Raw genomic sequence first — 24,478 nt, 5'->3', positions numbered from 1 at the left:
ACCCAGCCGGTGAGCCACGCCCGTGATCGAGTTCCAGCGCCTGCACAAATCCTATGCCGTTGCCGGCCGCGAAGTCAGCGCGCTGCAACCACTGGACCTGACCATCGAAGCCGGTGAGGTATTCGGCATCATCGGCCATTCCGGCGCCGGCAAGTCGACGCTGATCCGCATGATCAACCGCCTGGAAGAGCCCAGCGGTGGCCGGCTGCTGATCGGCGGCGAGGATGTCACTGCACTGGACGCGGACGGCCTGCGCGCGCTGCGCCGGCGCATCGGCATGATCTTCCAGCACTTCAACCTGCTGTCCTCGCGCACGGTGGCTGGCAACGTGGCTTTCCCGCTGGAACTGGCCGGCACGCCGAAGGCGGAAATCGACGCGCGTGTGGCCGAGCTACTGCAGACCGTTGGCCTGGAAGCGCACGCGCAGAAGTACCCGGCGCAGCTGTCCGGCGGCCAGAAGCAGCGCGTGGGCATTGCGCGTGCGCTGGCGACCCGTCCACAGATCCTGCTGTGCGACGAGGCGACCAGTGCGCTTGACCCGCAGACCACCGCGTCTGTGCTGTCGCTGCTGTCGAAGATCAATCGCGAGCTGGGCCTGACCATCGTGCTGATCACCCACGAGATGGATGTGATCCGCCGTGTCTGCGACCGCGTGGCCGTGCTCGACGCCGGCCAGATGGTCGAGACCGGCCCGGTCACCCGGGTGTTCCTGCACCCGCAGCACCCGACCACGCGCCGCTTCGTCAGCGAATCGGAGCATGTGGACGAGGGCACGCTGCACCGCGATTTCGACGCCGTCGGTGGCCGCATCGTGCGGCTGACCTTCCTGGGTGGCGACACCTACGAACCCCTGCTCGGCAGCGTCGCGCGCGAGACCGGGGTCGACTACAACATCCTGTCCGGCCGTATCGACCGGATCAAGGACACCCCGTATGGCCAGCTGGTGGTCGCCCTGGTGGGCGGCGACCAGTCCGCCGCGCAGGCCGCGTTCGTGGCCGCCGGCGTGCATGTTGAGGAACTGCGTCGATGATCATCGCTACTGCCGGCGGCTTCTTCCGCCACCTGGATGCGGGCAAGTGGGCCGACATCGGCCAGGCCACCATCGACACGTTGCTGATGCTGCTGGGTTCGCTGCCACTGACCCTGGCCATCGGCCTGCCCTTGGGCGTGCTGCTGTACCTGTTCGGCGCACCGCAGATGAAGCGCCGTCCGTTCGCCTATGGCGTGCTGGCGCTGGTGGTGAACCTGCTGCGTTCGGTGCCCTTCATCATCCTGATGATCGTGCTGATCCCGGTCACCCTGTTCCTGATGGGAACCTCGTTGGGCGTGCGCGGTGCGATCGTGCCGCTGGTCATCGGCGCGGCGCCGTTCTATGCGCGCTTGGTCGAGACCGCGCTGCGTGAAGTTGACCGCGGCGTGATCGAAGCGACACAGGCGATGGGCGCCACCACCTGGCAGCTGGTCACCCGCGTGTTGCTGCCGGAAGCGCGCCCGGGCCTGATTGCCGGTGCGACGGTCACCACCGTCGCGCTGATCGGTTTCACCGCGATGGGCGGCGCGATCGGTTCCGGTGGCCTCGGCGACCTGGCGTTCCGCGATGGCTACCAGCGCTCGCACACCGACGTGGCCTTGGTCACGGTGGTCCTGCTGCTGATCCTGGTGCAGCTGCTGCAGATGCTCGGCGATCGCCTGGTCGCGCACTACAGCCGCAAGTAGTCGGTGCGTCCGCCGGGCATGGCCCGGCGCTACCGGAACGTTCGCGTGGCAGGGTAGCGCCGGGCCATGCCCGGCGAGCGCTCTCTCAACGCACGTTCGGCACTTCGTAACCCAGCTTCCCGACCTGCTCGGGGTGCTGCGGCACGCGCTTGAGCTTGTCGGTGTTCACCCCGTACTCGTCGCGCAGGCGCTCGGCCAGCTCCTTGTAGAGGCCTTTGTCCATGTCCGGGGTGCGCGAGAAGATCCAGGCCATCTCACGGCCGGGGTAGCCGATCAGCGCCCAGGAATAATCCGGCGCCACTTCCAGCACCCGCGAATGGGTCGGCACGACGCGGTAGAACCAGGTACGCCAGCCATGGTTGCCGCTGTCCGGGTCGACGCTGGCGCGGGCACGCACTTCCTGCAGGGGTTCGCCGAAGCCGTCACGGTAACGGTAGGTGATGCCGACCTTGTGCGCGTCGCGCAGCTCGTATTCGTTGACGCTGGCGACATGGCCACGTTCGATGAAGTTCGGCACGCGGCCGATCACGTACCAGGTGCCCATGAAGCGCTTCAGGTCGATCGGCGCGTCCAGGGCAGCCGCACCAGAGGCGCTGGTACGGGGCGACGGCGGCTCACTGGCGGCCACGGCGGGGCCGGCCAGGGAAAGGGCCAGCAGCGCGGCGCAGAGCGGGCGGATCGAAGTCATGCGGGAGCGGGCTCCAGTGGGCTTGCACGCGCATGGTCGACTGTGTGCACGCGATCCGTCAATGGTGTCGCAACCTGTGAGAAGGGCCTTGCCCAAGCTGTGTTGCATTGTCCACCGGAGAAGCCCCATGAACGCTCGTTCCGTTCGTCGCCCTGCAACTGAACGCGTCATCATTGAACGCGCCGACCCGCGCCTGCTGCGCAGCGTGCGTCAGGTCGCCCTGGCCGGCCTGGCACTGGTACTGGTCTGGCCAGCTGCTCGTGGCAGCAACGCCTGGCTGGGCTGGCTGCCGATGTGGCTGGTGGGCATGCCGCTGGTGGCCTGGTGGGCGCTGCTGCGCTTCCCTGCGCCGCGCCTGTCGTGGTTGCGACTGGCCCGTCGCACCGGTGGACAGGCGCGACGCCGCAGCCGTGGCGCGGTCCGTGGTGGCCGCCGTGGCTCGACCGCCGCGGCCTGACCTTCGACACGGGGGCGGCTGCAGCGATCCATGCTAGCGTTCCACGGCTTATGACTGCCTGGAGCTGCAATGTCTCGACTCGCTTCCGCCTGCCTGTTGGCCGGCATGATGACCGCTGCCTCGGTGGGGACCGCCGTGGCCGCTGAAGACACCGATCGCTACGCCTGGCTGGAGGACGTCACCGGCGACAAGCCGCTGTCCTGGGTCAAGGAACAGAATGCCAAGTCCGAAGCGCGCCTGGCGCAGACCCCGGCCTTCAAGCAGATGGAGACCAGCATCCGCGAGGTGCTCGACTCCGACGCCAAGATTCCCGCCGTGCAGAAGATCGGCGACTACTACTACAACTTCTGGAAGGACCAGCAGCACGAGCGCGGCCTGTGGCGGCGCACCACGCTGGCCGAGTACCGCAAGGCCTCGCCGCAGTGGGAAACCGTGCTCGACCTGGATGCGCTGAACAAGGCCGAGGGCGAGAACTGGGTCTGGCACGGCGCCGACTGCCTGCGCCCGGACTACAGCCGCTGCCTGATCGCGCTGTCGCGCGGTGGTGCCGATGCCGACGTCACCCGCGAATTCGATCTGTCCAGCAAGAGCTGGATCAAGGACGGCTTCTTCCGTCCCGAGTCGAAGGGTGGCCTGAACTGGATCGATCGCGACACCGTGTTCGTCTACACCGACTTCGGTGCCGGCTCGATGACCACCTCCGGCTACCCGCGCGTGGCCAAGCTGTGGAAGCGTGGTACGCCGATGGCCTCCGCCAGCGTGGTGTATGAAGGCAAGCCGGAAGACATGTACATCGCGGCGATGCACGATGACACTCCGGGCTTCGAACGCAACCTGGTCAGCCGCACGCTGGCGTTCTACAACAACGAGATCTACCTGCGTGGCGACGATGGCACGCTGACCAAGATCGACGCGCCGAACTCGGCCGAGAAGGGCCTGCACAAGCAGTGGCTGACCCTGGAACTGCGTGATCCGTGGACCGTGGGTGGCAAGACCTATGCGTCCGGTTCGCTGCTGGCGACCAGGCTGGATGACTTCCTGGCCGGCAAGCGCGAGTTCGACGTGCTGTTCACCCCGACCGCGACCACCTCGCTGGCCGGCGCCACCTGGACCAAGAGCCATCTGGTGCTGAACGTGCTGGATGACGTCAAGAACCGCCTGTCGGTGCTGACCCCGGGCGCCAATGGCTGGCAGACCAGCCGCTTCGTCGGCGCGCCGGCCTTCGGCACGCTGGGCGTGGCCGCGGTCGACAGCAATGACAGCGACGCGGTGTGGCTGACCGCCACCGACTACCTGACCCCGACCACCCTGGCACTGGCTGAAATCGGCCAGGCACCGGAAACGCTGAAGACCATGCCGGCCTTCTTCGATGCCAAGGGCAAGGTGATCGAGCAGCACTTCGCCACCAGCAAGGACGGCACCCGCGTGCCGTACTTTGTGGTGCACGACAAGGCGATGAAGCTGGACGGCTCGAACCCGACCCTGCTGTATGGCTACGGTGGTTTCGAGATCTCGCTGACCCCGGGCTACTCCGGTGGCATGGGCCGCGCCTGGCTGGAGAAGGGCGGCGTGTACGTGGTTGCCAACATCCGTGGCGGCGGCGAGTACGGCCCGCGCTGGCACCAGGCGGCGCTGAAGCAGAACCGCCACAAGGCCTATGAAGACATGGCCGCCGTGGCACGCGATCTGGTCAAGCGCAAGATCACCACCGCCAAGCACCTGGGCGTGCAGGGCGGCAGCAACGGTGGCCTGCTGACCGGCAACATGCTGACCCAGTACCCGGAGCTGTTCGGTGCGGTGGTGGTGCAGGTGCCGCTGCTGGACATGAAGCGCTACAGCCACCTGCTGGCCGGTGCGTCGTGGATGGCCGAGTACGGCAACCCGGATACCAGCGACTGGGAGTTCATCAAGACCTTCTCGCCGTACCACCTGTTCGACGCGAAGAAGAACTACCCGCCGGTGCTGTTCACCACCTCCACCCGCGATGACCGCGTGCACCCGGGCCATGCCCGCAAGATGGCGGCGAAGATGATCGATGCCGGCAAGGACGTGACCTACTACGAGAACATCGAAGGTGGCCACGGCGGCGCAGCCAACAACGCGCAGGCCGCACACATGTCGGCGCTGGCCTACAGCTTCCTGTGGGAACGCCTCGGCGGTAAGTGATGGAATGAAAAACGCCGCCTTCGGGCGGCGTTTTTCGTTATCGGGTAGCGCCGGGCCATGCCCGGCGCGCGCATAGCGCGGCAGGATGCCGCCGGGCATGGCCCGGCGCTACCGGAAGTGCTTCAATCCGCGCGCAATCCGCTCCACCGCCTCCTGCAACCGCGGCACTTCCTGCGTGTAGGCCAACCGCACGTGCTGGTTCGCACGGTGGAAGCCGAAATCCAGCCCCGGCGTGAAGGCCACGTGCTCGGTTTCCAGGAAGTGGGCGCAGAACGCCTGCGCGTCATCGGTGAATGCGCTGACATCTGCGTACAGGTAGAACGCACCCTGTGGCTCGACTTCGATGCGGAAGCCCAGCTCACGCAACGCGGGCAGCAGGAAATCGCGGCGCTGGCGGAAGGCTTCGCGACGCTGCTCGAAGATCGCCATCGCCTCCTCGCTGAAACACGCCAGTGCGGCATGCTGGGCGATGCTCGACGCGCTGATGTACAGGTTCTGCGCCAGCTTCTCCAGATCCGGTACTGCCGCCGGTGGTGCCACCAGCCAGCCCAGCCGCCAGCCGGTCATGCCGAAGTACTTGGAGAAGCTGTTCAGCACGAACGCGCTGTCATCCACCTGCAGCACGCTGGGCGCATCCAGGCCGTAGGTCAGGCCGTGATAGATCTCGTCCACCACCAGATGGCCGCCGCGCGCATGCAGGGTCTTCGACAATGCTGCCAGTTCGTCGGCGGACAACACGGTGCCGGTGGGATTGGCCGGTGAGGCGACCAGCGCGCCGACACTGTCCGCGTTCCAGTGCTGTTCGACCAGCGCAGGGGTGAGTTGATAGGCGGTCTCCGGCCCGACCGGCACCAGCTGCGCGCCGCCTTCCACCAGGCGCAGGAAGTGGCGGTTGCACGGATAGCCGGGGTCGGCCAGCAGCCAGTGGCGGCCGGGGTCGACCAGCAGGCTGCTGGCCAGCAGCAGCGCACCGGACCCGCCCGGAGTGACCAGGATGCGCTCGGGGTCGATGTCCAGCCCGTAGTGGCTGCGATAGAAGCCGCTGATCGCCTGGCGCAGGGCCGGCAGGCCACGTGCGGCGGTGTAGCGTGTATGGCCGGCGGCCAGTGCGGCCTGTCCGGCGCGCACGATCGGTTCGGCGGTGGTGAAGTCCGGTTCGCCGATCTCCAGGTGGATCACATCGTGGCCCGCCTGTTCCAGCGCCTGAGCGCGGGCCAGCAGGGACATCACGTGGAACGGGGCGATTTCATGGCTGCGCCGGCTGTAGCCCGGCGTGTGGGGCAGGGTGCTCATGCGCCCATGGTACGCCGCGCGCTGGGGTCGGATCCCTTTTGCGCGCAAAAGGGCTCTGACCCCAACAGAAACCGCACCATGACGATCCGCAGGGTTGCCGCATCGCCGCGATTGGGGTCAGATCCCTTTTCGGGAAAAGGGATCTGACCCCGTCGAAGACCATTGCATTGAAGCGCCTGGAGCCTTATTTCATGAAACCTACCCTCTGCCTGTTGCTCGCCAGCCTGATGACCACCACTGCCAACGCCGTCCCCCTGCCTGTTCCGCCGGATGCCGCCAAGCACCCGCATGTGGTCAAGGCGCCGTTCGGCGCGACCCGCAATGATGACTACTACTGGCTGCGCGACGACAAGCGCGAGAACAAGGACATGCTGGCCTACCTGCAGGCCGAGAATGCCTATGCCGACCAGCTGCTGGCGCCGTTGAAGCCGCTGGAAGACACCCTGTACAAGGAGATCGTCGGCCGCATCAAGCAGGACGATTCCAGCGTGCCGGCGCGTGAGCGCGGCTACTGGTACTACAGCCGCTTCGAGACCGGCCAGGACTACCCGATCCATGCGCGCCGCAAGGGCAGCATGGACGCGGCCGAAGAAATCCTGCTGGACGTGAATGCGATGGCTGCCGGCAAGGGCTACTTCAGCGTCGGCTCCATGGAAGTGAGCCAGGACAACCAGCTGCTGGCCTGGGCCGATGATGACGTCGGCCGCCGCCAGTACACGATCCGCTTCAAGGACCTGGCCACCGGCAAGGTGCTGCCCGATGTGATCACCGGCAGTTCCGGTGATCTGGTCTGGGCCGACGACAACCGCACCGTGCTGTACGTCGAGAACGATCCGGAAACGTTGCTGACCGTGCGCGTGAAGAAGCATGTGCTGGGCACCCCGGCCAGCGCCGACACTGTCGTCTACGAAGAGAAGGACGACAGCTTCTACATGGGCATCGGCCGCACCCGCGACGATCGCTTCATCACCATCGGCGTGCACAGCACCGTGTCCTCGGAAGAGCGCTATGCACCCGCCAGCGACCCGACCACGTTCACCGTGCTGGCGCCGCGCCAGCGCGACGTCGAGTACGACGCCGACCACTACGATGGCCGCTGGGTGATCCGCACCAACGACGGAGCGAAGAACTTCAAGCTGGTCACCGCATCCACCGATGCCACCTCGCGCGCGCAGTGGAAGGACTGGATCGCGCATGACGATGCCGTGTTCATCGAGGGCTTCGAACTGTTCGACAGCTACACCGCCATCGCCGAACGTTCCGAAGGCCTGGAGCGCATCCGCCTGCTGTTCAAGGACGGCCGCAGCGACTACGTGAAGGCCGATGAGCCGGCGTATTCGATGGGCCTGGGCGACAATACCGAGGCCGACACGCCGTGGCTGCGTTACATCTACACCTCGATGACCACCCCGACCACGGTGTTCGAACTGAATACCGCCACCGGTGAGCGTCGCCAGCTGAAGGTGCAGCCGGTGATCGGCTATGACGCCTCGAAGTACGAGACCGATCGCGTCTGGATCACCGCGCGCGATGGCGTGAAGGTGCCGGTGTCGCTGGTCTACCGCAAGGGCTACAAGAAGGACGGCAAGGGCGCGCTGTTCCAGTACGCCTATGGCAGCTACGGCATGTCGATGGACCCGTACTTCAACCAGACCGCGGTGAGCCTGCTCGACCGTGGCGTGGTGTATGCCATTGCCCACATCCGCGGTGGCCAGGAAATGGGCCGCGACTGGTACGAGAACGGCAAGCTGCTGCACAAGCAGAACACCTTCAACGACTTCATCGACGTCACCCGTGGCCTGGTGGCGCAGGGCTGGGCGGCGAAGGATCGCGTGGCGGCATCCGGAGGCAGTGCCGGTGGCCTGCTGATGGGCGCGGTGGCCAACCAGGCGCCACAGGACTACCGCGTGATGGTGGCGCAGGTGCCGTTCGTCGACGTGGTCACCACCATGCTCGACCCGACCATTCCGCTGACCACCAACGAATACGACGAGTGGGGCAACCCGGAGCAGAAGCCGTACTACGACTACATGCTGTCCTACTCGCCCTACGACAACGTGAAGAAGCAGGCCTATCCGGCGCTGTTCGTGGGCACCGGCCTGTGGGATTCGCAGGTGCAGTACTGGGAACCGGCCAAGTGGGTGGCCAAGCTGCGTGACGACAACACCGGCCATTACCCGATCCTGTTCCGCACCAACATGGAAGCCGGCCACGGTGGCAAGTCGGGGCGCTTCCAGCGTTACCGCGAGCTGTCCGAGTCGTACGCGTTCGTGCTGCAGCAGCTGGGCATCGCCCAGCCGTGATCGCGACAGGGTGCCGGGCACTGCCTGGCACCCTGAACCGGTATCCTTGCGGCCATGAGCGCGCCAGATCCTTCCGCCCCACGCGACGCCACCACGCCACCGCGCGTGGTGCGTTTCCGCTGGGCGTGGTGGCTGCTGGCCTACGTCAGCCTTGGCACCGGCATCGTCGGCATCTTCGTGCCGGGCCTGCCGACCACCGTATTCATCCTGATTTCGGCCTGGGCCGCTTCGCGCGGCTCCGAGCGCCTGCACACCTGGCTGCTGCAGCATCCGCGCTTCGGTCCGGCCATCGCCAACTGGCAGGCGCACGGGGCGGTCAGCCGCTACGGCAAGTGGATGGCCACGATCACGATGGCGGTATGTGCCGGCATCATGCTGTGGTGCGTGCCGATCGCCTGGGTGAAGTGGTTCTCGATCGGCAGCATGACCGTGGTGGCGATCTGGCTGTGGACCCGGCCGCTGCCGCCGCCGGAGGGCTGAACATGGCCCGCCAGCGGCGCCCGTGGGGGCGGTAAGGGGTAGAGTCGACTGTTAGTCGACTATCGCGCGCAGCGCGGGGTTTTCGCTATCTGATCGAAGAGCAGTCGACTAACAGTCGACTCTACCTACCGCTCAGCCGCCAATGGCTATACTCGGGGCATGAAGATCCCCCATCGAAACGCCATCCTGATTCCGCTGGCAGCGGCCTCGCTGCTGTTCCTCGCCGCCTGCGGCAACAAGGGCCCGCTGGTACTGCCGCAGAAGCCGGTGCCGGTGGAAGAAACCGTCGAACCGGTTGCCGAGCCCGCGACCGAAGCGACCCCGGCGGAGACCCAGGGCAGCGGCACGCCGGCCACGACCGTGGACCCGGCTGCACCGACCACCCAACCGGCGCCTGCGCCTGCGCCTGCGAAGAAGGTGGGCGGCGGGAATGAGTAAGGCCGGTTCCAAGGCGCTGCGCTTCAGCAAGATGCATGGCGCGGGCAATGATTTCGTAGTGATCGACCTGCGTGACGGCACCGCGCCGCCCACGCCTGAACTGGCCGCGCGCCTGGCCGACCGCCACACCGGCGTCGGCTGCGATCAGATCCTGACCATCGAGGCGCCGCGTGCGGAAGGTTCAGTGGCCTCGTACCGCATCTGGAATGCCGACGGTTCCAATTCCGAGCAGTGTGGCAATGGCGCGCGCTGCATCGCGGCCTGGCTGGTGCGCGAAGGCAGTGCACAGGGGGACCGTTTCGTCATCGACAGTCCGTTGGCAAGCCATGACGTGGAAGTGCTGGGCGATGGCCAGTATGCGGTGACCATGGGCGTGCCCGCGTTCGAGCCGGCCAACGTGCCGCTGATGGGCTTTGCCCATGCGCGCGAGGAGTATCTGCTGCCGTTGCAGGGCGAAAGCGTGCGATTTGCCGCGGTGTCGATGGGCAACCCGCATGCGGTGATCGAAGTGGGCCTGATCGATGCTGCGCCGGTCGAGCGCGTCGGTGCGCTGCTGCAGCAGCATGCATCGTTCCCGCGCTCGGTGAACGTGGGTTTCGCCCAGGTGATGGGCCCGGCGCATGCGCGTCTGCGTGTGAATGAGCGTGGCGTCGGCGAAACCCTGGCCTGCGGCAGCGGCGCCTGCGCCGCCGCGGTGACCCTGATGCAGCGCGGCCGCCTGCAGCGTGATGCACGCATCAGCCTGCCCGGTGGTGACCTGCGCATCCAGTGGCCGGGCGATGGCCAGCCGGTGGTGATGGCCGGCCCGACTGCATTCGTCTTCGAAGGGGAGTGGATCGCATGACCGAAACCGTCGACAAGCTCGGGGCCCATGAAGTCGCTGCCTGGTTGCGGCGTCATCCCGGCTTCCTCAAGCAGTTCCCGGACCTGGCCCTGACCCTGGTGGTGCCGCGTGACGACGGCCCGACCGCGTCGCTGGCCAGCTACCAGCTGGAAGTGCTGCGCGAGAAGAACCGCGAGCTGGCACGACGGTTGGCCGACCTGGGCGCGACTGCCCAGGTCAACGAACGCCTGGCGGTGCGCACGCACCAGCTGACCCTGGCGTTGATGAAGCAGGACAACGCCGCCGACACCCTGCGTGCGATGGCGGCCTCGCTTCAGGAAGACTTCGCTGGCGATCTGGTACGGCTGGTGGTGCACACGCCTGTTTCCGGGCTGGAACAGGCCGACTGGCTGCAGGTGATCGCCGCCGATGATCCGCAGCTGGGCCCGTTCCGCGACTGCCTGAAGGACGGCGAGCCGATCTGTGGCCGCCTGCAGCCGGAAAAGAACGCCGTGCTGTATGGCGTGCGCAGCGAGGAGGTGCAGACCACCGCACTGCTGCCGCTGCCGGGCGTTGGCCTGATCGCGGTCGGCAGCCACGATCCGAACCGCTTCTATCCGGGCATGGGCACGCTGTTCCTGCGCATGATGGGCGATGCCCTGGTCGCCGGCCTGAAGCGCTTCGCGAGCTGAGCAGGACACCACGACGATGAGCGCGGTACAGGCCTTCCTGCAGCACCTGCAGGTGGAGCGGCGGATGTCGGCGCATACGCTCGATGCCTACCGCCGCGACCTGGATGCGCTCTCGGTCTGGGCCGAGCCGCGTGGCGTGGCGGTGGAGGCACTCGATGCCGACGCGCTGCGCCAGTTTGTTGCCGATGAGCATCGCCGCGGCCTGTCCGCGAAGAGCCTGCAGCGCCGGTTGTCGGCGTGCCGGAGCTTCTACGCCTGGCTGCTCAAGCACGGGCGCATCAAGGTCAGCCCGGCGGCGACGCTGAAGGCACCGCGCGCACCGCGCCGGTTGCCACAGGTCCTCGACGCCGACGAAGCCGTGCAGCTGGTCGAGCTGGATCCGGAAGGCGAGCTCGGCCGCCGCGACCGCGCGCTGCTGGAACTGTTCTATTCCTCCGGCCTGCGCCTGAGCGAAGTCTGCGCGCTGACCTGGCGCGACCTGGATTTCGCCAGCGGCCTGGTCAACGTGCTGGGCAAGGGCAATCGCCAGCGCCGCGTGCCGTTCGGCCGGCCGGCGCGCGAAGCCCTGCAGGCGTGGCGCACGGAGAGTGGTGGTGGTCCGGCCTCGCCGGTGTTTCCCGGCCGCAACGGGCCGATCAGCCAACGCGCGGTGCAGATCCGCATTCGCCAGCTGGCGCAGCGCCAGGGTCTGTTCAAGCACGTGCACCCGCACATGCTGCGGCACAGTTTCGCGAGCCATATCCTGGAATCGTCCGGTGACCTGCGTGGCGTGCAGGAACTGCTCGGCCATGCCGACATCGCCACCACGCAGATCTATACCCACCTCGACTTCCAGCACCTGGCCAAGGTCTACGACGCAGCGCATCCGCGCGCCAAGCGCCGCCGGTAGCCGACCGTCCGCCGGGCATGGCCCGGCGCTACCGGTTTCGTGGGCTATCGCCGTGGTAGCGCCGGGCCATGCCCGGCGAGCGCAGCGGTATCGCTGCCTTCGCGCTGAACGGCAGCCATCCGCGCAGGCTTGATCGCACCGGGCGCTGTCCCCATGTCCCGTGAACAGCTATCGGAGGCCGCATGGACCCCAGTCAGAATCCCAATGTTTTCCACGCCACCACCATCGTCTGCGTCCGTCGCGGCGAGCACGTGGCCATCGCCGGCGACGGCCAGGTCACGCTGGGCCACACCGTGATGAAGGGCAATGCGCGCAAGGTGCGCCGCCTTGGCCGTGATGGCCAGGTGCTGGCCGGCTTTGCCGGTGCCGCCGCCGACGCCTTCACGCTGTTCGAGCTGTTCGAGGCCAAGCTGGAAAAGCACGGCCAGCTGCAGCGTGCAGCGGTCGAGCTGGCCAAGGATTGGCGCACCGAGCGCCGCCTGGGCAAACTCGAAGCCCTACTGGCAGTGGCTGACAAGGAAACCTCGCTGATCATCAGCGGCACCGGCGATGTGATCGAGCCGGAGGACGGCATCATCGCCATCGGTTCCGGCGGTTCGTATGCCCTTTCGGCTGCGCGTGCGCTGATGGCACACACCGAGCTGGATGCGCGCACCATCGCCAGCGAGGCGATCGGCATCGCCGGTGACATCTGCATCTACACCAACCGCAACGTGGTGGTCGAGGAGCTGTAACGCCTCCCGATCCGCCGGGCATGGCCCGGCGCTACCGACAACGAATCCGTGAGCACATCCATGTCGAAGATCGAAGTTTCCTCCGCTACCATGACCCCGCGCGAGATCGTGCAGGAACTGGACCGGCACATCGTGGGCCAGCACGACGCCAAGCGCGCGGTGGCCATTGCCCTGCGCAACCGCTGGCGTCGCATGCAGCTGGTGCCGGAGCTGCGCAATGAAGTGATGCCGAAGAACATCCTGATGATCGGCCCCACCGGCGTCGGCAAGACCGAGATCGCGCGTCGCCTGGCCACGCTGGCCAACGCGCCGTTCGTGAAGGTCGAAGCGACCCGCTTCACCGAAGTCGGCTATGTCGGCAAGGATGTCGAACAGATCATCCGTGACCTGGCCGATACCGCAGTGAAGCTGTACCGCGAACAGGCCAAGGTGCGCGTGCGTACCCAGGCCGAAGAACGCGCCGAAGACCGCATCCTCGATGCGCTGCTGCCGCGCCGCAGCGGTGGCATCGGCTTTGATCCGGAAGTCGCCCGCAACGAACCGTCGGCGCAGGACAACGAGACCCGCATCAAGTTCCGCAAGATGCTGCGCAACGGTGAGCTGGACGAGCGCGAGATCGAACTCGACCTGGCCGCCAATGTCAGCATGGACATCATGACCCCGCCGGGCATGGAGGAAATGGGCCAGCAGCTGAAGTCGATGTTCGCCAACCTCGGCGGTGGCGCCAAGGCGCACAAGCGTACGCTGACCATCAAGGCCGCGCGTCCGCTGCTGATCGAGGAAGAGGCCGGCAAGCTGGTCAACGAAGACGACATCCGCACCGCGGCGATCGAGGCCTGCGAGCAGCACGGCATCGTGTTCATCGACGAGATCGACAAGGTTGCCAAGCGTGGTGACAACGTGGGTGGTGGCGATGTGTCGCGCGAAGGTGTGCAGCGCGATCTGCTGCCGCTGGTGGAAGGCTCCAACGTGTCCACGAAGTACGGCACGATCAAGACCGACCACATCCTGTTCATCGCCTCCGGTGCGTTCCACCTGGCCAAGCCCAGCGATCTGATTGCGGAGCTGCAGGGCCGCTTCCCGATCCGCGTCGAGCTGGGCGCGCTGAGCAAGGGCGACTTCGTGCGCATCCTGACCGAGCCGAAGGCCGCTTTGACCAAGCAGTACGAAGCACTGCTGGCTACCGAAGGCGTCAAGGTCAGCTTCACCGCCGACGCCATCGAGCGCCTGGCCGAGATCGCCTTCCAGGTGAACGAGCGCCAGGAGAACATCGGTGCCCGTCGCCTGCACACCGTGCTGGAACGCCTGCTGGATTCGCTCAGCTACGAGGCACCGGACCGCGACGGCGAGACCCTGGCCATCGACAGCGCCTACGTCGATGCGCACCTGGGTGAGCTGGTGCAGGATCCGGACCTGAGCCGCTACATCCTGTAATGCGCGTTGGGGTCGGATCCCTCGCCGTGGCGAGGGCCCTGACCCAGCCCGCTGCAACAGAAAAGGCCGCCGGAAGGCGGCCTTTCTGCAGGGCGCGGGTGGTTCCAATCCACGCATGGCGTGGATCTACTGTGTCATGCGGTAGGCGTGCAGCACCTGATCGATCACTGCGCTGGTGCGCGCGGCGCTGATGCCGGTCGACGGTGAGCGTTCGTTGCCACGCAGCTCTTCCACGATGGAAGCGATCAACGGCTGCTGGACCGACGGCGGGTTCGGGATATCGAACGCCTGCACGCCGGCTTCGGTTTCCAGTACCACTGGAACATCCTCGAAGGTGGCAAAGCGCAGCTGCCCGCGGTCGCCGGTGATCTCGATCTCATCCTGGCGGCGGAAAGCGCAGAAGCTCCATTGCGCGATGCCGTGCGCGCCGTTGCCGGTACGGAAGCACATCGAGACACTGTCCTCGGCGGCGTAGGCACCGGTCAGCGAACTGGCCAGGCCATGGACATCGATCAAAGGCCCCAGCAGATGGTCGAGCAGATCCAGCGTGTGCGAGCCCAGATCGACGAACAGGCCGCCACCGGAGATCGCGGGATTGGTCCGCCAGAAGTCCGGTGACGCTGCCCGCATCGAGTGTGGCCGGTGCAGGCTGGCGCGCACGCTGCGCGGTGTGCCGATCGCGCCGCTGTCCAGCAGCTGTTTCACCTTTGCGAAGCGGGGCAGGGCGCGGCGGTAATAGGCCACGAACACCGGCACGCCGCTGCGGGCACTGGCCGCGATGATGCGCTGGCACTCGCCATGGTCCATGGCCATCGGCTTTTCGATGTAGACCGGCTTGCCCGCGGCAATCGCCTGCAGCGCATAGTGCATGTGCGTGGAGGGCGGCGTTGCAACGTAGATCGCGTTCACCTCCGGATCGGCGATGAGCGCATCGGCATCCGCGTACCAGCGGGGAATCGCATGGCGCCGAGCGTAGTCCTCGGCCAGTGCCGCATTGCGGCGCATCACTGCCGCTACCCGTGAGCCCGGCGTGCTGGCCAGGGCCGGGCCACTCTTTTTCTCGGTGACGCTGCCGCATCCGATGAAGCCCCACACCACGTTGTCCAGGACCATCGCTGCGTTCTCGCTGTTGATCGGGTCAGGGGCGCGCAACGTTCGCTGCGCCAGGGTGTTCTAGGCTTCCGGCAACGGCTCGGGTACCGTACCGGGGACGAACACGCCGTCCTTCACGTAGGCGGCCAAGGTCATGTCCAGGGCGATCATGCCGTCGCGCTTGAGATCCATCAGGTCCGGTTCGACCATCGCACCGTGCAGCACGCCGAGGATGGTTGCATGCAGCATGCGTGCGGCGATCTTCGGGTCGGCGCCGTCTCGCAGCTGGCCCAGGTCCTTGGCCCGGCGCAGGGCGCGCTCCATCCGATCCAGTCCGTCGCGGAAGCCGGCCTGCTGCAGTTCGGTCAGCACCTTGGTGTCGGCCGAGGCATCGCTGCGCAGCATGATCTCCATGGTCTTGCGCAGGCGCTCGTCCTCGGATAGTTCGATGAACGAATGGATCATCACCGCGCGCAGGTCGTGCACCGGCGTGTCGCGCTGGTCGCTGGAGGTGCGCTCCAGTTCCTGCATGAAGGGCAGGTGCACGCGCTCGACGATCGCGGCCAGCACCTCGCTCTTGTTCTTGAAGTGCCAGTAGACCGCGCCGCGGGTGTAGCCGGCGCGGGCACCGATCATCTCCAGCGTGGTACGGGCCACGCCGTGTTCATGGAAGCAGGCTTCGGCGGCGTCAAGGATGCCTTCCCGGGTTGCCTGGGTGTCCTCTTTGGTCTTGCGGGCCATGGATGGGTACGAGTGCGGGTGAAACGTGGCTGAATTGTACCGGTTTACAAACAAACAAGCATGTATGTATATTTCCATCCCATCATTCCCGTCGTGTGCGTGGCAGGCCGGTCCGGCTCCCACTCCACCCGGGTGGGCGCTGTTCGCATGGCCTTCACTGTTGCTGGTGGAGGGTCCGCCGTATCAGCGCCGGCTGAGACCCTTTCCTCCAAGAGCCTTTCCGTCATGTTGCTGAGCCGAATCCGACCCATTGCACTGTCGCTGGCCATCGCCGCGGCCGTGGCTGCCTGCGGCGGCCAACCCCAGGCCCCCGAGCAGGGCCCGGGTGACGTCACCGTGGTCACGCTGAAGTCCGAGACCGTGGGCCTGACCCGCGAACTGCCGGGCCGTACCAATGCCTTCCTGGTTGCTGAAGTGCGCCCGCAGGTCAACGGCATCGTCGCCAAGCGCCTGTTCACCGAAGGCGGCATGGTCAAGGCCGGCGAGCCGCTGTACCAGATCGAGGACGCCAGCTACCGCGCCCAGGCCAACAGCGCCCGCGCCCAGCTGGCCCGTGCCGAAGCCACGGCCAATGCTGCTCGCCTGAGCGCCAAGCGCATCACCGAGCTGGCCAAGGTTGATGCGGTCAGCCAGCAGGATCTGGAAAACGCCGTGGCCGCGCAGAAGCAGGCCGAGGCTGATGTCGGTGCCGCCAAGGCCTCGCTGGATGCGGCCAACGTCACCTTGGGCTATGCCCGCATCGTCGCGCCGATCAGCGGCCGCATCGGCAAGTCCAGCGTCACCCAGGGTGCGCTGGTCAGCGCCGGCCAGGCCAATGCCCTGGCCACCGTGCAGCAGCTGGACCCGATCTATGTGGACCTGACCCAGTCCTCGGCCGAGCTGCTGCAGCTGCGTCGTGAACTGGCCGCTGGCCGCCTGCAGGACAACCAGTCGCTGCCGGTCAGCATTCTGATGGAAGACGGCAGCACCTTCGAGCACAAGGGCACGCTGGAGTTCTCCGAAGTCAGCGTCGATCCTGCTACCGGCAGCTTCGGCCTGCGCGTGAAGGTGGACAACCCGGACGGCCTGCTGATGCCGGGCACCTATGTGCGCGCGGTGATCGGTGGCGGCGTGCGCAGCGATGCGGTACTGGTGCCGATGGCTGGCATCGCCCGCGATCCGAAGGGTGATACCACCGCGATGGTGGTCGACAAGGACAACAAGGTCGAAGTGCGCCCGGTCAAGGTCAGCCGCACGGTTGGCGACAAGTGGCTGGTCGAGGACGGTCTGAAGGCGGGCGACAAGGTCATCGTCGAAGGCCTGCAGAAGATCGGCCCCGGCATGCCGGTCAAGGCCACCGAGAAGGGCGCTGCTCCGGCCAAGCCGGCGGCGGCCGCCCAGCCTGCGGCCCCGGCCGGCGACGCGAAGTAAGCGGAGAACCCCATGGCACGCTTTTTCATCGATCGACCCATCTTTGCATGGGTCATCGCCATCATCATCATGCTCGCCGGCGGCCTGGCCCTGTTCAAGCTGCCGGTCTCGATGTACCCCAACGTCGCACCGCCGGCGGTGGAAATCAGCGCCACTTACCCGGGTGCATCGGCCAAGGTGGTCGAGGACTCGGTGACGCAGATCATCGAGCAGAACATGAAGGGCCTTGATGGCCTGATCTACTTCTCCTCCAACAGCTCGTCCAACGGCCAGGCCACCATTACCCTGACCTTCGAGAGCGGCACCAACCCGGACATCGCCCAGGTGCAGGTGCAGAACAAGCTGCAGCTGGCCATGCCGCTGCTGCCGCAGGAAGTGCAGCGGCAGGGCATCAACGTGGCCAAGTCCAGCTCGGGCTTCCTGAACGTCATCGCGTTCGTGTCCGAGAACGGCAGCATGGACGCCAACGACATCGCCGACTACGTCGGCTCCAATGTCGTCGACCGCCTGAGCCGCGTGCCGGGCGTGGGCAACATCCAGGTGTTCGGTGGCAAGTACGCCATGCGCATCTGGCTGGACCCGAACAAGCTGCACACCTATGGCCTGTCGGTTGCCGAAGTGACTGCAGCGGTCAAGGCACAGAACGCCCAGGTGGCCATCGGCCAGCTCGGCGGCGCGCCGTCGGTGAAGGGCCAGCAGCTCAACGCCACCATCAACGCGCAGTCGCGCCTGCAGACCCCGGAACAGTTCCGCAACATCATCGTGCGCGGTGCGCAGGACGGTGCCGAGCTGCGCCTGGGTGATGTCGCCCGCGTCGAGCTGGGTGCGGAATCGTACGACTTCGTCACCCGCTACAACGGCCAGCCGGCCAGTGGCCTGGCGGTCACCCTGGCCACCGGCGCCAACGCGCTGGATACCGCCGCCGGCGTGAATGCTGCGCTGGAGGACATGAAGAGCTTCTTCCCGGCCGGGCTGAAGGCCGAGATCCCGTACGACACCACGCCGTTCGTGCGTGTGTCGATCAAGGGCGTGGTGCAGACCCTGATCGAAGCGATCGTGCTGGTGTTCGTGGTGATGTACCTGTTCCTGCAGAACTTCCGCGCCACCCTGATCCCGACCATCGCCGTGCCGGTGGTGCTGCTGGGTACCTTCGGCGTGCTGGCGATGTTGGGCTTCTCGGTGAACATGCTGACCATGTTCGCGATGGTGCTGGCGATCGGCCTGCTGGTGGACGATGCCATCGTGGTGGTGGAGAACGTCGAGCGCATCATGTCCGAGGAAGGACTGTCGCCACTGGAAGCGACCCGCAAATCGATGGGCCAGATCACCGGCGCGCTGGTGGGCATCGGCCTGGTGCTGTCGGCGGTGTTCGTGCCGATGGCCTTCATGAGTGGTTCCACCGGCGTGATCTACCGCCAGTTCTCGGCCACGATCGTCTCGGCGATGGCATTGTCGGTGCTGGTCGCGATCGTGCTGACCCCGGCGCTGTGCGCGACCATGCTCAAGCCGCTGAAGAAGGGCGAGCACCATGTTGCCCATCGCGGCCTGGCCGGTCGTTTCTTCAACGGCTTCAACCGCGGTTTCGACCGCACCAGCGAACGCTACCAGCGTGGCGTGCGCGGCATCATCCACCGTCCGTGGCGTTTCATGGGCATCGTTGCGGCGCTGTTCGTGCTGATGGGCGTGCTGTTCGTGCGCCTGCCCAGCTCGTTCCTGCCCAACGAAGACCAGGGCGTGCTGATGGCGCTGGTGCAGGCACCGGTGGGTGCCACCCAGGAACGCACGCTGGAATCGATCGCGGCACTGGAAAACCACTTCCTGCAGAACGAGAAGGATGCGGTGGACTCGGTGTTCTCGGTGCAGGGCTTCAGCTTCGCCGGCATGGGCCAGAACGCGGGCATGGCGTTCGTCAAGCTGAAGGACTGGAGCGAGCGTGACGCCAACAATGGCGTGATGCCGATCACCGGTCGCGCGATGGCGGCACTGGGCCAGATCAAGGATGCCTTCATCTTCGCCTTCCCGCCGCCGGCCATTCCGGAACTGGGTACCGCTTCGGGTTACACCTTCTTCCTGAAGGACAACAGCGGCCAGGGCCACGAGGCACTGGTGGCCGCACGCAACCAGCTGCTGGGCCTCGCTGCGGGCAGCAAGAAGCTGGCCAACGTGCGCCCGAACGGCCAGGAGGACACGCCGCAGTTCCGCATCGACATCGACGCGGCCAAGGCGACCTCGCTGGGGCTGTCGATCGACCAGATCAACGGCACCCTGGCCGCTGCGTGGGGCAGCTCGTACATCGATGACTTCGTCGATCGCGGCCGCGTCAAGCGCGTGTTCGTGCAAGCCGACCAGCCGTTCCGCATGGTCCCGGAAGACTTCGACCTCTGGTCCGTGAAGAACGACAAGGGCGAGATGGTGCCGTTCAGCGCGTTCGCCACCAAGCACTGGGATTACGGTTCGCCGCGCCTGGAGCGCTACAACGGTGTGTCGGCGATGGAAATCCAGGGCGAACCGGCCCCGGGTGTCGCCTCCGGTGACGCCATGGCCGAGATCGAGCAGCTGGCCAAGCAGCTTCCGGCGGGCTTCGGTATCGAGTGGACGGCGATGTCCTACCAGGAACGCCAGGCCGGCTCGCAGACGCCGCTGCTGTACACGCTGTCGCTGATGATCGTGTTCCTGTGCCTGGCTGCGATGTACGAAAGCTGGAGCGTGCCGACGGCGGTGCTGCTGGCGGCGCCGCTGGGCATCCTCGGCGCGGTGCTGGCCAACACCTTCAAGGGCCTGGAACGCGACATCTACTTCCAGGTGGCAATGCTGACCACGGTGGGCCTGACCAGCAAGAACGCGATCCTGATCGTCGAGTTCGCCAAGGAGAACCTGGAGAAGGGTGCAGGCCTGATCGAGTCGATCATGCATGCCGTGCGCGACCGCTTGCGCCCGATCGTGATGACCTCGCTGGCCTTCGGCATGGGCGTGGTACCGCTGGCGATCTCCACCGGCGCCGGCTCCGGTGCCAAGCAGGCGATCGGCACCGGCGTGCTCGGCGGCATGATCGTCGGCACCGTGCTGGGCGTGTTCTTCGTGCCGCTGTTCTTCGTGGTGGTGCAGCGCGTGTTCAAGCGCAAGACCGCCGAGTGATGAAATCCGGTAGCGCCGGGCCATGCCCGGCGGATGCCTCACCGCGTAGCCGCCGGGCACGGCCCGGCGCTACCACCGTGACCCCCAAGGTGTCGCCATGAAATTCTCTTCTCTTGCTGTATCCCTGGCCGGCGTGCTCACGCTCGCCGGCTGTTCCACCCTGGCACCGAAGAACACCGCCGTTGCGCCCGCCATCCCGGCGCAGTGGCCGTCCGAGGCTGCCCAGGGCCAGGTGGCCGATGTCGCCGCCGTCGGCTGGCGCGACTTCTTCACCGATGCACGCCTGCAGCAGGTGATCGAGCAGGCGCTGCAGAACAACCGCGACCTGCGCGTGGCCGTGCTCAATGTCGAGCGCGCGCGCGGCCAGTACCGCGTGCAGCGCGCCGATCGCGTGCCCGGCGTGGCCGTCACCGGCCAGATGGACCGTCGCGGTACCGATGCGGGCGTCACCGAGCAGTTCAGCGCCGGTGTCGGCGTGGCCGAGTTCGAACTGGACCTGTTCGGCCGCGTGCGCAATCTCAGCGAAGCGGCACTGCGACAGTACTTCGCCGTGGCCGCCAACCGCCGCAACGCGCAGCTGAGCCTGGTGGCCGAGACCGCCACCGCGTGGTTGACCTACGGGGCCGACGCGCAGCAGCTGAAGATCGCCGAGGCGACGCTGAAGACCTACGAAGATTCGCTGCGCCTGGCCGAAGCCCGCCACGAGCGCGGTGGCAGCTCCGCGCTGGAGCTGACCCAGACCCGCACACTGGTGGAAACCGCGCGCACCGACGCCGCCCGCCTGCGCGGCCAGCTGGCCCAGGACCGCAACGCGCTGGCGCTGCTGGCTGGTGGCCAGCTGGATCCGGCGCTGCTGCCGGACAGCATCGAACCGCAGCTGCTGGCGTTGGCGCCGCCGCCGGCCGGCCTGCCCAGCGACGTGCTGCTGCAGCGCCCGGACATCATGGCCGCAGAACACCAGCTGCTGGCGGCCAATGCCAACATCGGTGCGGCACGTGCGGCGTTCTTCCCGAGCATCTCGCTGACCGGCAGCATCGGCAGCGGCTCGAATGAACTGTCCAACCTGTTCGACAGCGGCACCCGTGTGTGGAGCTTCCTGCCGAAGATCACCCTGCCGATCTTCCAGGGCGGCAAGCTGCGCGCGAACCTTGCCATCGCCAATGCGGATCGCGATATCGCGCTGGCGCAGTACGAGAAGTCGATCCAGGTGGGTTTCCGCGAAACCGCGGACGCACTGGCGCTGAATGTCAGCCTGGATGAGCAGGTGAGCGCGCAGCAGCGCCTGGTGGAAGCCGCCGAACAGGCCAATCGCCTGTCGCAGGCGCGCTACGACGCCGGCCTGGACAGCTTCGTCACCCTGCTCGACGCACGGCGTACCGCCTACACCGCGCAGCAGACCCGCCTGCAGGCCGAACTGGCCCAGCAGTCCAACCGTATCACCCTGTACAAGGTGCTGGGCGGTGGCTGGCACGAGCGCAGCTGAGCAGCAATTCGATACCGGTAGCGCCGGGCCACGCCCGGCGGCTTTTCGTTCCTGCATGCCTGACGTCTGGGGCGGACCGCGCTTCGTGCTCGTCGGGCATGGCCAGGCGCTACCGCATGGGCCAACGGCACCATGCAAACGGATATTCATCGAGATGCAGGGTCAACCCTGCGCGGATGGGGTTGCCCAGGATGTACAACGCATGGCGCCTCAAGGCTTCCTCGCTGCGTACCGCGTGATCGAAATAGCTCGGCTGCCACAAAGGCGTCTGTATGCCGAACTGCTGCCCCAGCAACCGGCTGCTGCGGGATTTCACCGTTCCCATCATGCGCGCCAGTGATCCGTCGCGCAGCTGCATCAGCCAATGCAGATGGTCAGGCATGACGACCCAGGCAAAGGACCGACTGAGGCCCATGCGTTCAACATACCTCAATGCATCCACAAGACACGTTGCACAACGTGGATCTTCAAAGACCGGGCGCCGGTGGCGTACGACCGTGGTGAGGACGTAGTAGCCCCCGATACGGGAGTGGCGGCCACGTTCCAGATGACGGCTGGACATGGCGCCAGTCTGCGCTGATGGGATGTCCGCCGTTATCAGCCGAGGGCGATGGCCCGTGTGGGATTCTTCCGGGTATCGCGCTCGCCGGGCATGGCCCGGCGCTACCGTCAGATCGCTTCATCATCGCGCGGGGCCGCGCGGCAGGCGCGCACGCGCAGCAGCGCGTCACCGGCCTCGCGGGCCATGCGCTCGTATTCGGCGCGGATCTCTTCCAGCCGTTCCTCGTCCAGTTCTTCCAGATCCAACAGTTCGTTGTTGGCCTCCGCCGTAGCGCGGATCAGCTCGTCCAGCTTGATCTGCATCGCGGCCGTATCCGCGTTCTGCGTGTGCTGGATCAGGAACACCATCAGGAAGGTGATGATGGTGGTGCCGGTGTTGATCACCAGCTGCCAGGTGTCGTTGAAACCGAATACCGGGCCGGTGATGCCCCAGATCACCACGATCGCCACCGCAGCCAGGAAGGTCCACGGCGAACCGGTGGCGGTCGCGGCCTTCTTGGCGATCGTATTGAACAGGTTGCGTGCTTTCATCGTCGTCGTCCCACTCAGGTGACGAGGATGATCAGCAGTGGCGCGTGGAGGCGTCGTGCAGCGGCAGTCAGGCGCGCATGCGTTGCAGGCGCGGCGCATCCTGGATGCGCACCGGGCTGGTCTGGTAGACATGCTGCCAGCAACGGTCGACGAACTCGCGGGCCTGGGCTTCGCTCAGCCGCGGCATGATCTGCAGGGCGTACTGGGTCTGGAACATCTCGTCGCGCTGCGCGTTGCTGGCGCGCGGCTGGGTGATCAGCGAATCGCAGGCGAACTTGATCCACGGCACGTAGGAGCCGAACGAGTTGTGCGCCAACGCACCATCGGCATGCTGGCGCCGCCAGTGGTCAAGCTCGGCGTCAACATTGATGACCGGGGGAATGGTGGGGACTTCAGCGTGCATGACGATCCAATCGGTTGAGGTGGATGGGAATGGGGGTTCATCGCAGTGTGGCTTAGGAGCCGGTGCATGCCGTGTCAGCGCGATGTGGAGCCGGCGTTGCGATTGCCTATCAGTTGCGCATGCTCGACAGCGCCCATCTCCTCCGCCATGTCGGCCATGGCGTTGCACAGGCGCTCGTGGTCGAGTGGACGGCCGCGCACCAGTTCCAGCTGCAGGCCCTGGTAGGCAGTCCAGAACATCGGGCCACGCTGGTGCAGTGCGAACTGCTGCAGCAGGCGCTCACGGATGGCGTCGAGAATCGGGTCGGGCGCGGGGCATATGGCGTGCGCGCACATGGCTGGCTCCGCCGGGGTAGGGGACCCCGGTAACCCCACCCTAGGCGCGGCGGCCGGGTGGGGTGTTACCGCAGCGTATGCACAGGGCGCAGCTGACTGTGCACGGGTTCACGGCAATGGCCGCAAACGCTGCCGGCACAACGGAATGCCGGCACTGAAGCGTTCATTAAGCGGGTTCAACAGGACACTGCGCGGTGCTCATTCACCGATGTCTTCGTTCCAGATCTCTGGATGCTGCGCAATGAAACCGCCCAGCAGGTCCACGCATTCCTGGTTGTCCAGGTCGATCACGTTGACACCGTTTTCGCGCAGCCAGTCGATGCCGCCCTGGAAGGTGCGCGATTCGCCCACCACCACCGTGCCGATGTTGAACTGGCGGACCAGGCCCGAGCAGTACCAGCACGGCGCCAGCGTGGTGACCATGATGGTGTCCTGGTAGCGGCGCTGGCGTCCGGCCTTGCGGAAGGCGTCGGTTTCGCCGTGCACCGACGGATCGCCTTCCTGCACGCGGCGGTTGTGGCCGCAGCCGAGCAGGCGGCCGTCGTTGTGGTACAGCGCCGCGCCGATCGGCACGCCGCCTTCGGCCAGCCCCTGGCGGGCTTCGGCGATGGCGGTCTGCAGCAGGGCCTGGTAGTCGGGCGTGGTGATCATGCGGGGCTCCGGTAAGTCGTGGT

General features: G+C 66.5%; 24 protein-coding genes. 15 read left to right on the top strand and 9 right to left on the bottom strand.

Annotated features, from left to right (window positions below; translation table 11 throughout):
- Positions 1–22: 22 nt before the first annotated feature.
- Complete coding sequence (locus tag QP552_RS18005; protein WP_106550490.1) at positions 23–1,030, top strand: methionine ABC transporter ATP-binding protein; 1,008 nt, start codon at positions 23–25, stop codon at positions 1,028–1,030.
- Entirely contained in the window at positions 1,027–1,716 is a 690-nt protein-coding gene (locus QP552_RS18000; protein ID WP_010481370.1) for a methionine ABC transporter permease, read from the top strand. The genes QP552_RS18005 and QP552_RS18000 overlap by 4 nt, the downstream gene beginning before the upstream one ends.
- An 85-nt stretch (positions 1,717–1,801) precedes the next feature.
- Here QP552_RS18000 and QP552_RS17995 read toward each other — a convergent pair whose 3' ends face one another.
- Positions 1,802–2,404 carry a lipocalin family protein gene (locus QP552_RS17995; RefSeq protein WP_049411005.1) on the bottom strand — a complete coding sequence of 201 codons (603 nt, stop codon included), beginning with the start codon at positions 2,402–2,404 and terminating at the stop codon, positions 1,802–1,804.
- 127 nt (positions 2,405–2,531) lie between these two features.
- Between QP552_RS17995 and QP552_RS17990 the strand changes: the two genes are divergently transcribed.
- Together QP552_RS17990 and QP552_RS17985 are read left to right on the top strand one after the other, a co-directional pair.
- On the top strand, positions 2,532–2,861 hold the full coding sequence (locus tag QP552_RS17990; RefSeq protein ID WP_286074226.1) for a hypothetical protein: 330 nt from the start codon (positions 2,532–2,534) through the stop codon (positions 2,859–2,861).
- 69 nt (positions 2,862–2,930) lie between these two features.
- Complete coding sequence (locus tag QP552_RS17985; protein WP_111111646.1) at positions 2,931–5,027, top strand: prolyl oligopeptidase family serine peptidase; 2,097 nt, start codon at positions 2,931–2,933, stop codon at positions 5,025–5,027.
- A gap of 108 nt (positions 5,028–5,135) precedes the next feature.
- Here the strand turns inward: QP552_RS17985 and QP552_RS17980 are convergent, their stop codons facing one another.
- Complete coding sequence (locus QP552_RS17980) at positions 5,136–6,320, bottom strand: pyridoxal phosphate-dependent aminotransferase (RefSeq protein ID WP_286074224.1); 1,185 nt, start codon at positions 6,318–6,320, stop codon at positions 5,136–5,138.
- 191 nt (positions 6,321–6,511) lie between these two features.
- On the opposite strand from QP552_RS17980, the gene QP552_RS17975 reads away from it, so the two are divergent.
- The 8 genes from QP552_RS17975 (at position 6,512) to hslU (ending at position 14,113) form a co-directional block, all read left to right on the top strand.
- Positions 6,512–8,623 (top strand): S9 family peptidase, encoded by a 2,112-nt coding sequence (locus QP552_RS17975; RefSeq protein ID WP_111111644.1) that lies wholly within the window; start codon positions 6,512–6,514, stop codon positions 8,621–8,623.
- A 54-nt stretch (positions 8,624–8,677) separates the two neighbouring features.
- Positions 8,678–9,103, top strand: a complete 426-nt coding sequence (locus QP552_RS17970) for a YbaN family protein (RefSeq protein ID WP_106550485.1) — start codon at positions 8,678–8,680, stop codon at positions 9,101–9,103.
- 159 nt (positions 9,104–9,262) lie between these two features.
- A complete protein-coding gene (locus QP552_RS17965; protein ID WP_286074223.1) occupies positions 9,263–9,541 on the top strand; it encodes a lipoprotein in 279 nt (92 codons plus the stop codon).
- The gene (gene dapF / locus QP552_RS17960) at positions 9,534–10,385 is read left to right on the top strand and encodes a diaminopimelate epimerase (RefSeq protein ID WP_106550483.1); all 852 of its coding nucleotides are present in this window, start codon (positions 9,534–9,536) and stop codon (positions 10,383–10,385) included. The genes QP552_RS17965 and dapF overlap by 8 nt, the downstream gene beginning before the upstream one ends.
- Positions 10,382–11,056 (top strand): DUF484 family protein, encoded by a 675-nt coding sequence (locus QP552_RS17955; RefSeq protein ID WP_111111643.1) that lies wholly within the window; start codon positions 10,382–10,384, stop codon positions 11,054–11,056. Before dapF ends, QP552_RS17955 begins: the two co-directional genes overlap by 4 nt.
- 16 nt (positions 11,057–11,072) lie before the next feature.
- Positions 11,073–11,945 (top strand): tyrosine recombinase XerC, encoded by an 873-nt coding sequence (gene xerC / locus QP552_RS17950; protein WP_286074221.1) that lies wholly within the window; start codon positions 11,073–11,075, stop codon positions 11,943–11,945.
- 182 nt (positions 11,946–12,127) lie between these two features.
- A complete protein-coding gene (gene hslV, locus QP552_RS17945) occupies positions 12,128–12,679 on the top strand; it encodes an ATP-dependent protease subunit HslV (RefSeq protein WP_005411093.1) in 552 nt (183 codons plus the stop codon).
- A 60-nt stretch (positions 12,680–12,739) separates the two neighbouring features.
- The gene (hslU, locus tag QP552_RS17940) at positions 12,740–14,113 is read left to right on the top strand and encodes an ATP-dependent protease ATPase subunit HslU (RefSeq protein ID WP_286074219.1); all 1,374 of its coding nucleotides are present in this window, start codon (positions 12,740–12,742) and stop codon (positions 14,111–14,113) included.
- Between the two features lie 126 nt (positions 14,114–14,239).
- On the opposite strand, the gene QP552_RS17935 is transcribed toward hslU, so the two are convergent.
- Positions 14,240–15,226, bottom strand: a complete 987-nt coding sequence (locus QP552_RS17935) for a Gfo/Idh/MocA family oxidoreductase (protein ID WP_286075946.1) — start codon at positions 15,224–15,226, stop codon at positions 14,240–14,242.
- Positions 15,227–15,286: 60 nt separating this feature from the next.
- Positions 15,287–15,946 (bottom strand): efflux transporter SmeDEF transcriptional repressor SmeT, encoded by a 660-nt coding sequence (gene smeT, locus QP552_RS17930; protein WP_286074218.1) that lies wholly within the window; start codon positions 15,944–15,946, stop codon positions 15,287–15,289.
- A 225-nt stretch (positions 15,947–16,171) separates the two neighbouring features.
- Here smeT and smeD point away from each other — a divergent pair, with 225 nt between their 5' ends.
- From smeD to smeF, 3 genes are all read left to right on the top strand, one after another.
- On the top strand, positions 16,172–17,356 hold the full coding sequence (gene smeD, locus QP552_RS17925) for a multidrug efflux RND transporter periplasmic adaptor subunit SmeD (RefSeq protein WP_286074217.1): 1,185 nt from the start codon (positions 16,172–16,174) through the stop codon (positions 17,354–17,356).
- Between the two features lie 12 nt (positions 17,357–17,368).
- A complete protein-coding gene (smeE, locus tag QP552_RS17920; protein ID WP_286074216.1) occupies positions 17,369–20,491 on the top strand; it encodes a multidrug efflux RND transporter permease subunit SmeE in 3,123 nt (1,040 codons plus the stop codon).
- 97 nt (positions 20,492–20,588) lie between these two features.
- Positions 20,589–21,974 (top strand): multidrug efflux RND transporter outer membrane subunit SmeF, encoded by a 1,386-nt coding sequence (gene smeF, locus QP552_RS17915; RefSeq protein ID WP_286074215.1) that lies wholly within the window; start codon positions 20,589–20,591, stop codon positions 21,972–21,974.
- A gap of 109 nt (positions 21,975–22,083) precedes the next feature.
- Here the strand turns inward: smeF and QP552_RS17910 are convergent, their stop codons facing one another.
- The 5 genes from QP552_RS17910 to QP552_RS17890 all read right to left on the bottom strand — a co-directional run bounded on the left by QP552_RS17910 (position 22,084) and on the right by QP552_RS17890 (position 24,455).
- A complete protein-coding gene (locus QP552_RS17910; RefSeq protein WP_080354734.1) occupies positions 22,084–22,536 on the bottom strand; it encodes a transposase in 453 nt (150 codons plus the stop codon).
- A gap of 107 nt (positions 22,537–22,643) precedes the next feature.
- Positions 22,644–23,066: a low affinity iron permease family protein gene (locus QP552_RS17905; protein WP_111111461.1), complete on the bottom strand. Its 423-nt coding sequence runs from the start codon at positions 23,064–23,066 to the stop codon at positions 22,644–22,646.
- Positions 23,067–23,133: 67 nt separating this feature from the next.
- Entirely contained in the window at positions 23,134–23,469 is a 336-nt protein-coding gene (locus QP552_RS17900; RefSeq protein ID WP_286074214.1) for a hypothetical protein, read from the bottom strand.
- Between the two features lie 74 nt (positions 23,470–23,543).
- Complete coding sequence (locus tag QP552_RS17895; protein ID WP_286074213.1) at positions 23,544–23,804, bottom strand: hypothetical protein; 261 nt, start codon at positions 23,802–23,804, stop codon at positions 23,544–23,546.
- A gap of 198 nt (positions 23,805–24,002) precedes the next feature.
- On the bottom strand, positions 24,003–24,455 hold the full coding sequence (locus QP552_RS17890) for a nucleoside deaminase (protein ID WP_049399252.1): 453 nt from the start codon (positions 24,453–24,455) through the stop codon (positions 24,003–24,005).
- Positions 24,456–24,478: the final 23 nt, after the last annotated feature.

The organism is Stenotrophomonas sp. 59 (assembly GCF_030291095.1).
GTDB lineage: Bacteria > Pseudomonadota > Gammaproteobacteria > Xanthomonadales > Xanthomonadaceae > Stenotrophomonas > Stenotrophomonas maltophilia_Q.
The sequence above is the reverse complement of the archived record's forward strand: the minus strand, read 5'-3'. Positions and strand labels throughout refer to the sequence as shown.

Bases quoted from the DNA above. Each gene is read 5' to 3' on its own strand.
- QP552_RS17890 (WP_049399252.1), bottom strand. From the start codon at position 24,455: ATGATCACCACGCCCGACTACCAGGCCCTGCTGCAGACCGCCATCGCC.
- QP552_RS17990 (WP_286074226.1), top strand. From the start codon at position 2,532: ATGAACGCTCGTTCCGTTCGTCGCCCTGCAACTGAACGCGTCATCATT.
- QP552_RS17900 (WP_286074214.1), bottom strand. From the start codon at position 23,469: ATGCACGCTGAAGTCCCCACCATTCCCCCGGTCATCAATGTTGACGCC.
- QP552_RS17970 (WP_106550485.1), top strand. From the start codon at position 8,678: ATGAGCGCGCCAGATCCTTCCGCCCCACGCGACGCCACCACGCCACCG.
- QP552_RS17995 (WP_049411005.1), bottom strand. From the start codon at position 2,404: ATGACTTCGATCCGCCCGCTCTGCGCCGCGCTGCTGGCCCTTTCCCTG.
- QP552_RS17980 (WP_286074224.1), bottom strand. From the start codon at position 6,320: ATGAGCACCCTGCCCCACACGCCGGGCTACAGCCGGCGCAGCCATGAA.
- QP552_RS17985 (WP_111111646.1), top strand. From the start codon at position 2,931: ATGTCTCGACTCGCTTCCGCCTGCCTGTTGGCCGGCATGATGACCGCT.
- xerC (WP_286074221.1), top strand. From the start codon at position 11,073: ATGAGCGCGGTACAGGCCTTCCTGCAGCACCTGCAGGTGGAGCGGCGG.
- QP552_RS17935 (WP_286075946.1), bottom strand. From the start codon at position 15,226: ATGGTCCTGGACAACGTGGTGTGGGGCTTCATCGGATGCGGCAGCGTC.
- QP552_RS17975 (WP_111111644.1), top strand. From the start codon at position 6,512: ATGAAACCTACCCTCTGCCTGTTGCTCGCCAGCCTGATGACCACCACT.
- QP552_RS17965 (WP_286074223.1), top strand. From the start codon at position 9,263: ATGAAGATCCCCCATCGAAACGCCATCCTGATTCCGCTGGCAGCGGCC.
- QP552_RS17910 (WP_080354734.1), bottom strand. From the start codon at position 22,536: ATGTCCAGCCGTCATCTGGAACGTGGCCGCCACTCCCGTATCGGGGGC.
- QP552_RS17895 (WP_286074213.1), bottom strand. From the start codon at position 23,804: ATGTGCGCGCACGCCATATGCCCCGCGCCCGACCCGATTCTCGACGCC.
- smeF (WP_286074215.1), top strand. From the start codon at position 20,589: ATGAAATTCTCTTCTCTTGCTGTATCCCTGGCCGGCGTGCTCACGCTC.
- hslV (WP_005411093.1), top strand. From the start codon at position 12,128: ATGGACCCCAGTCAGAATCCCAATGTTTTCCACGCCACCACCATCGTC.
- hslU (WP_286074219.1), top strand. From the start codon at position 12,740: ATGTCGAAGATCGAAGTTTCCTCCGCTACCATGACCCCGCGCGAGATC.
- smeE (WP_286074216.1), top strand. From the start codon at position 17,369: ATGGCACGCTTTTTCATCGATCGACCCATCTTTGCATGGGTCATCGCC.
- smeT (WP_286074218.1), bottom strand. From the start codon at position 15,946: ATGGCCCGCAAGACCAAAGAGGACACCCAGGCAACCCGGGAAGGCATC.
- smeD (WP_286074217.1), top strand. From the start codon at position 16,172: ATGTTGCTGAGCCGAATCCGACCCATTGCACTGTCGCTGGCCATCGCC.
- QP552_RS17905 (WP_111111461.1), bottom strand. From the start codon at position 23,066: ATGAAAGCACGCAACCTGTTCAATACGATCGCCAAGAAGGCCGCGACC.
- QP552_RS17955 (WP_111111643.1), top strand. From the start codon at position 10,382: ATGACCGAAACCGTCGACAAGCTCGGGGCCCATGAAGTCGCTGCCTGG.
- dapF (WP_106550483.1), top strand. From the start codon at position 9,534: ATGAGTAAGGCCGGTTCCAAGGCGCTGCGCTTCAGCAAGATGCATGGC.
- QP552_RS18000 (WP_010481370.1), top strand. From the start codon at position 1,027: ATGATCATCGCTACTGCCGGCGGCTTCTTCCGCCACCTGGATGCGGGC.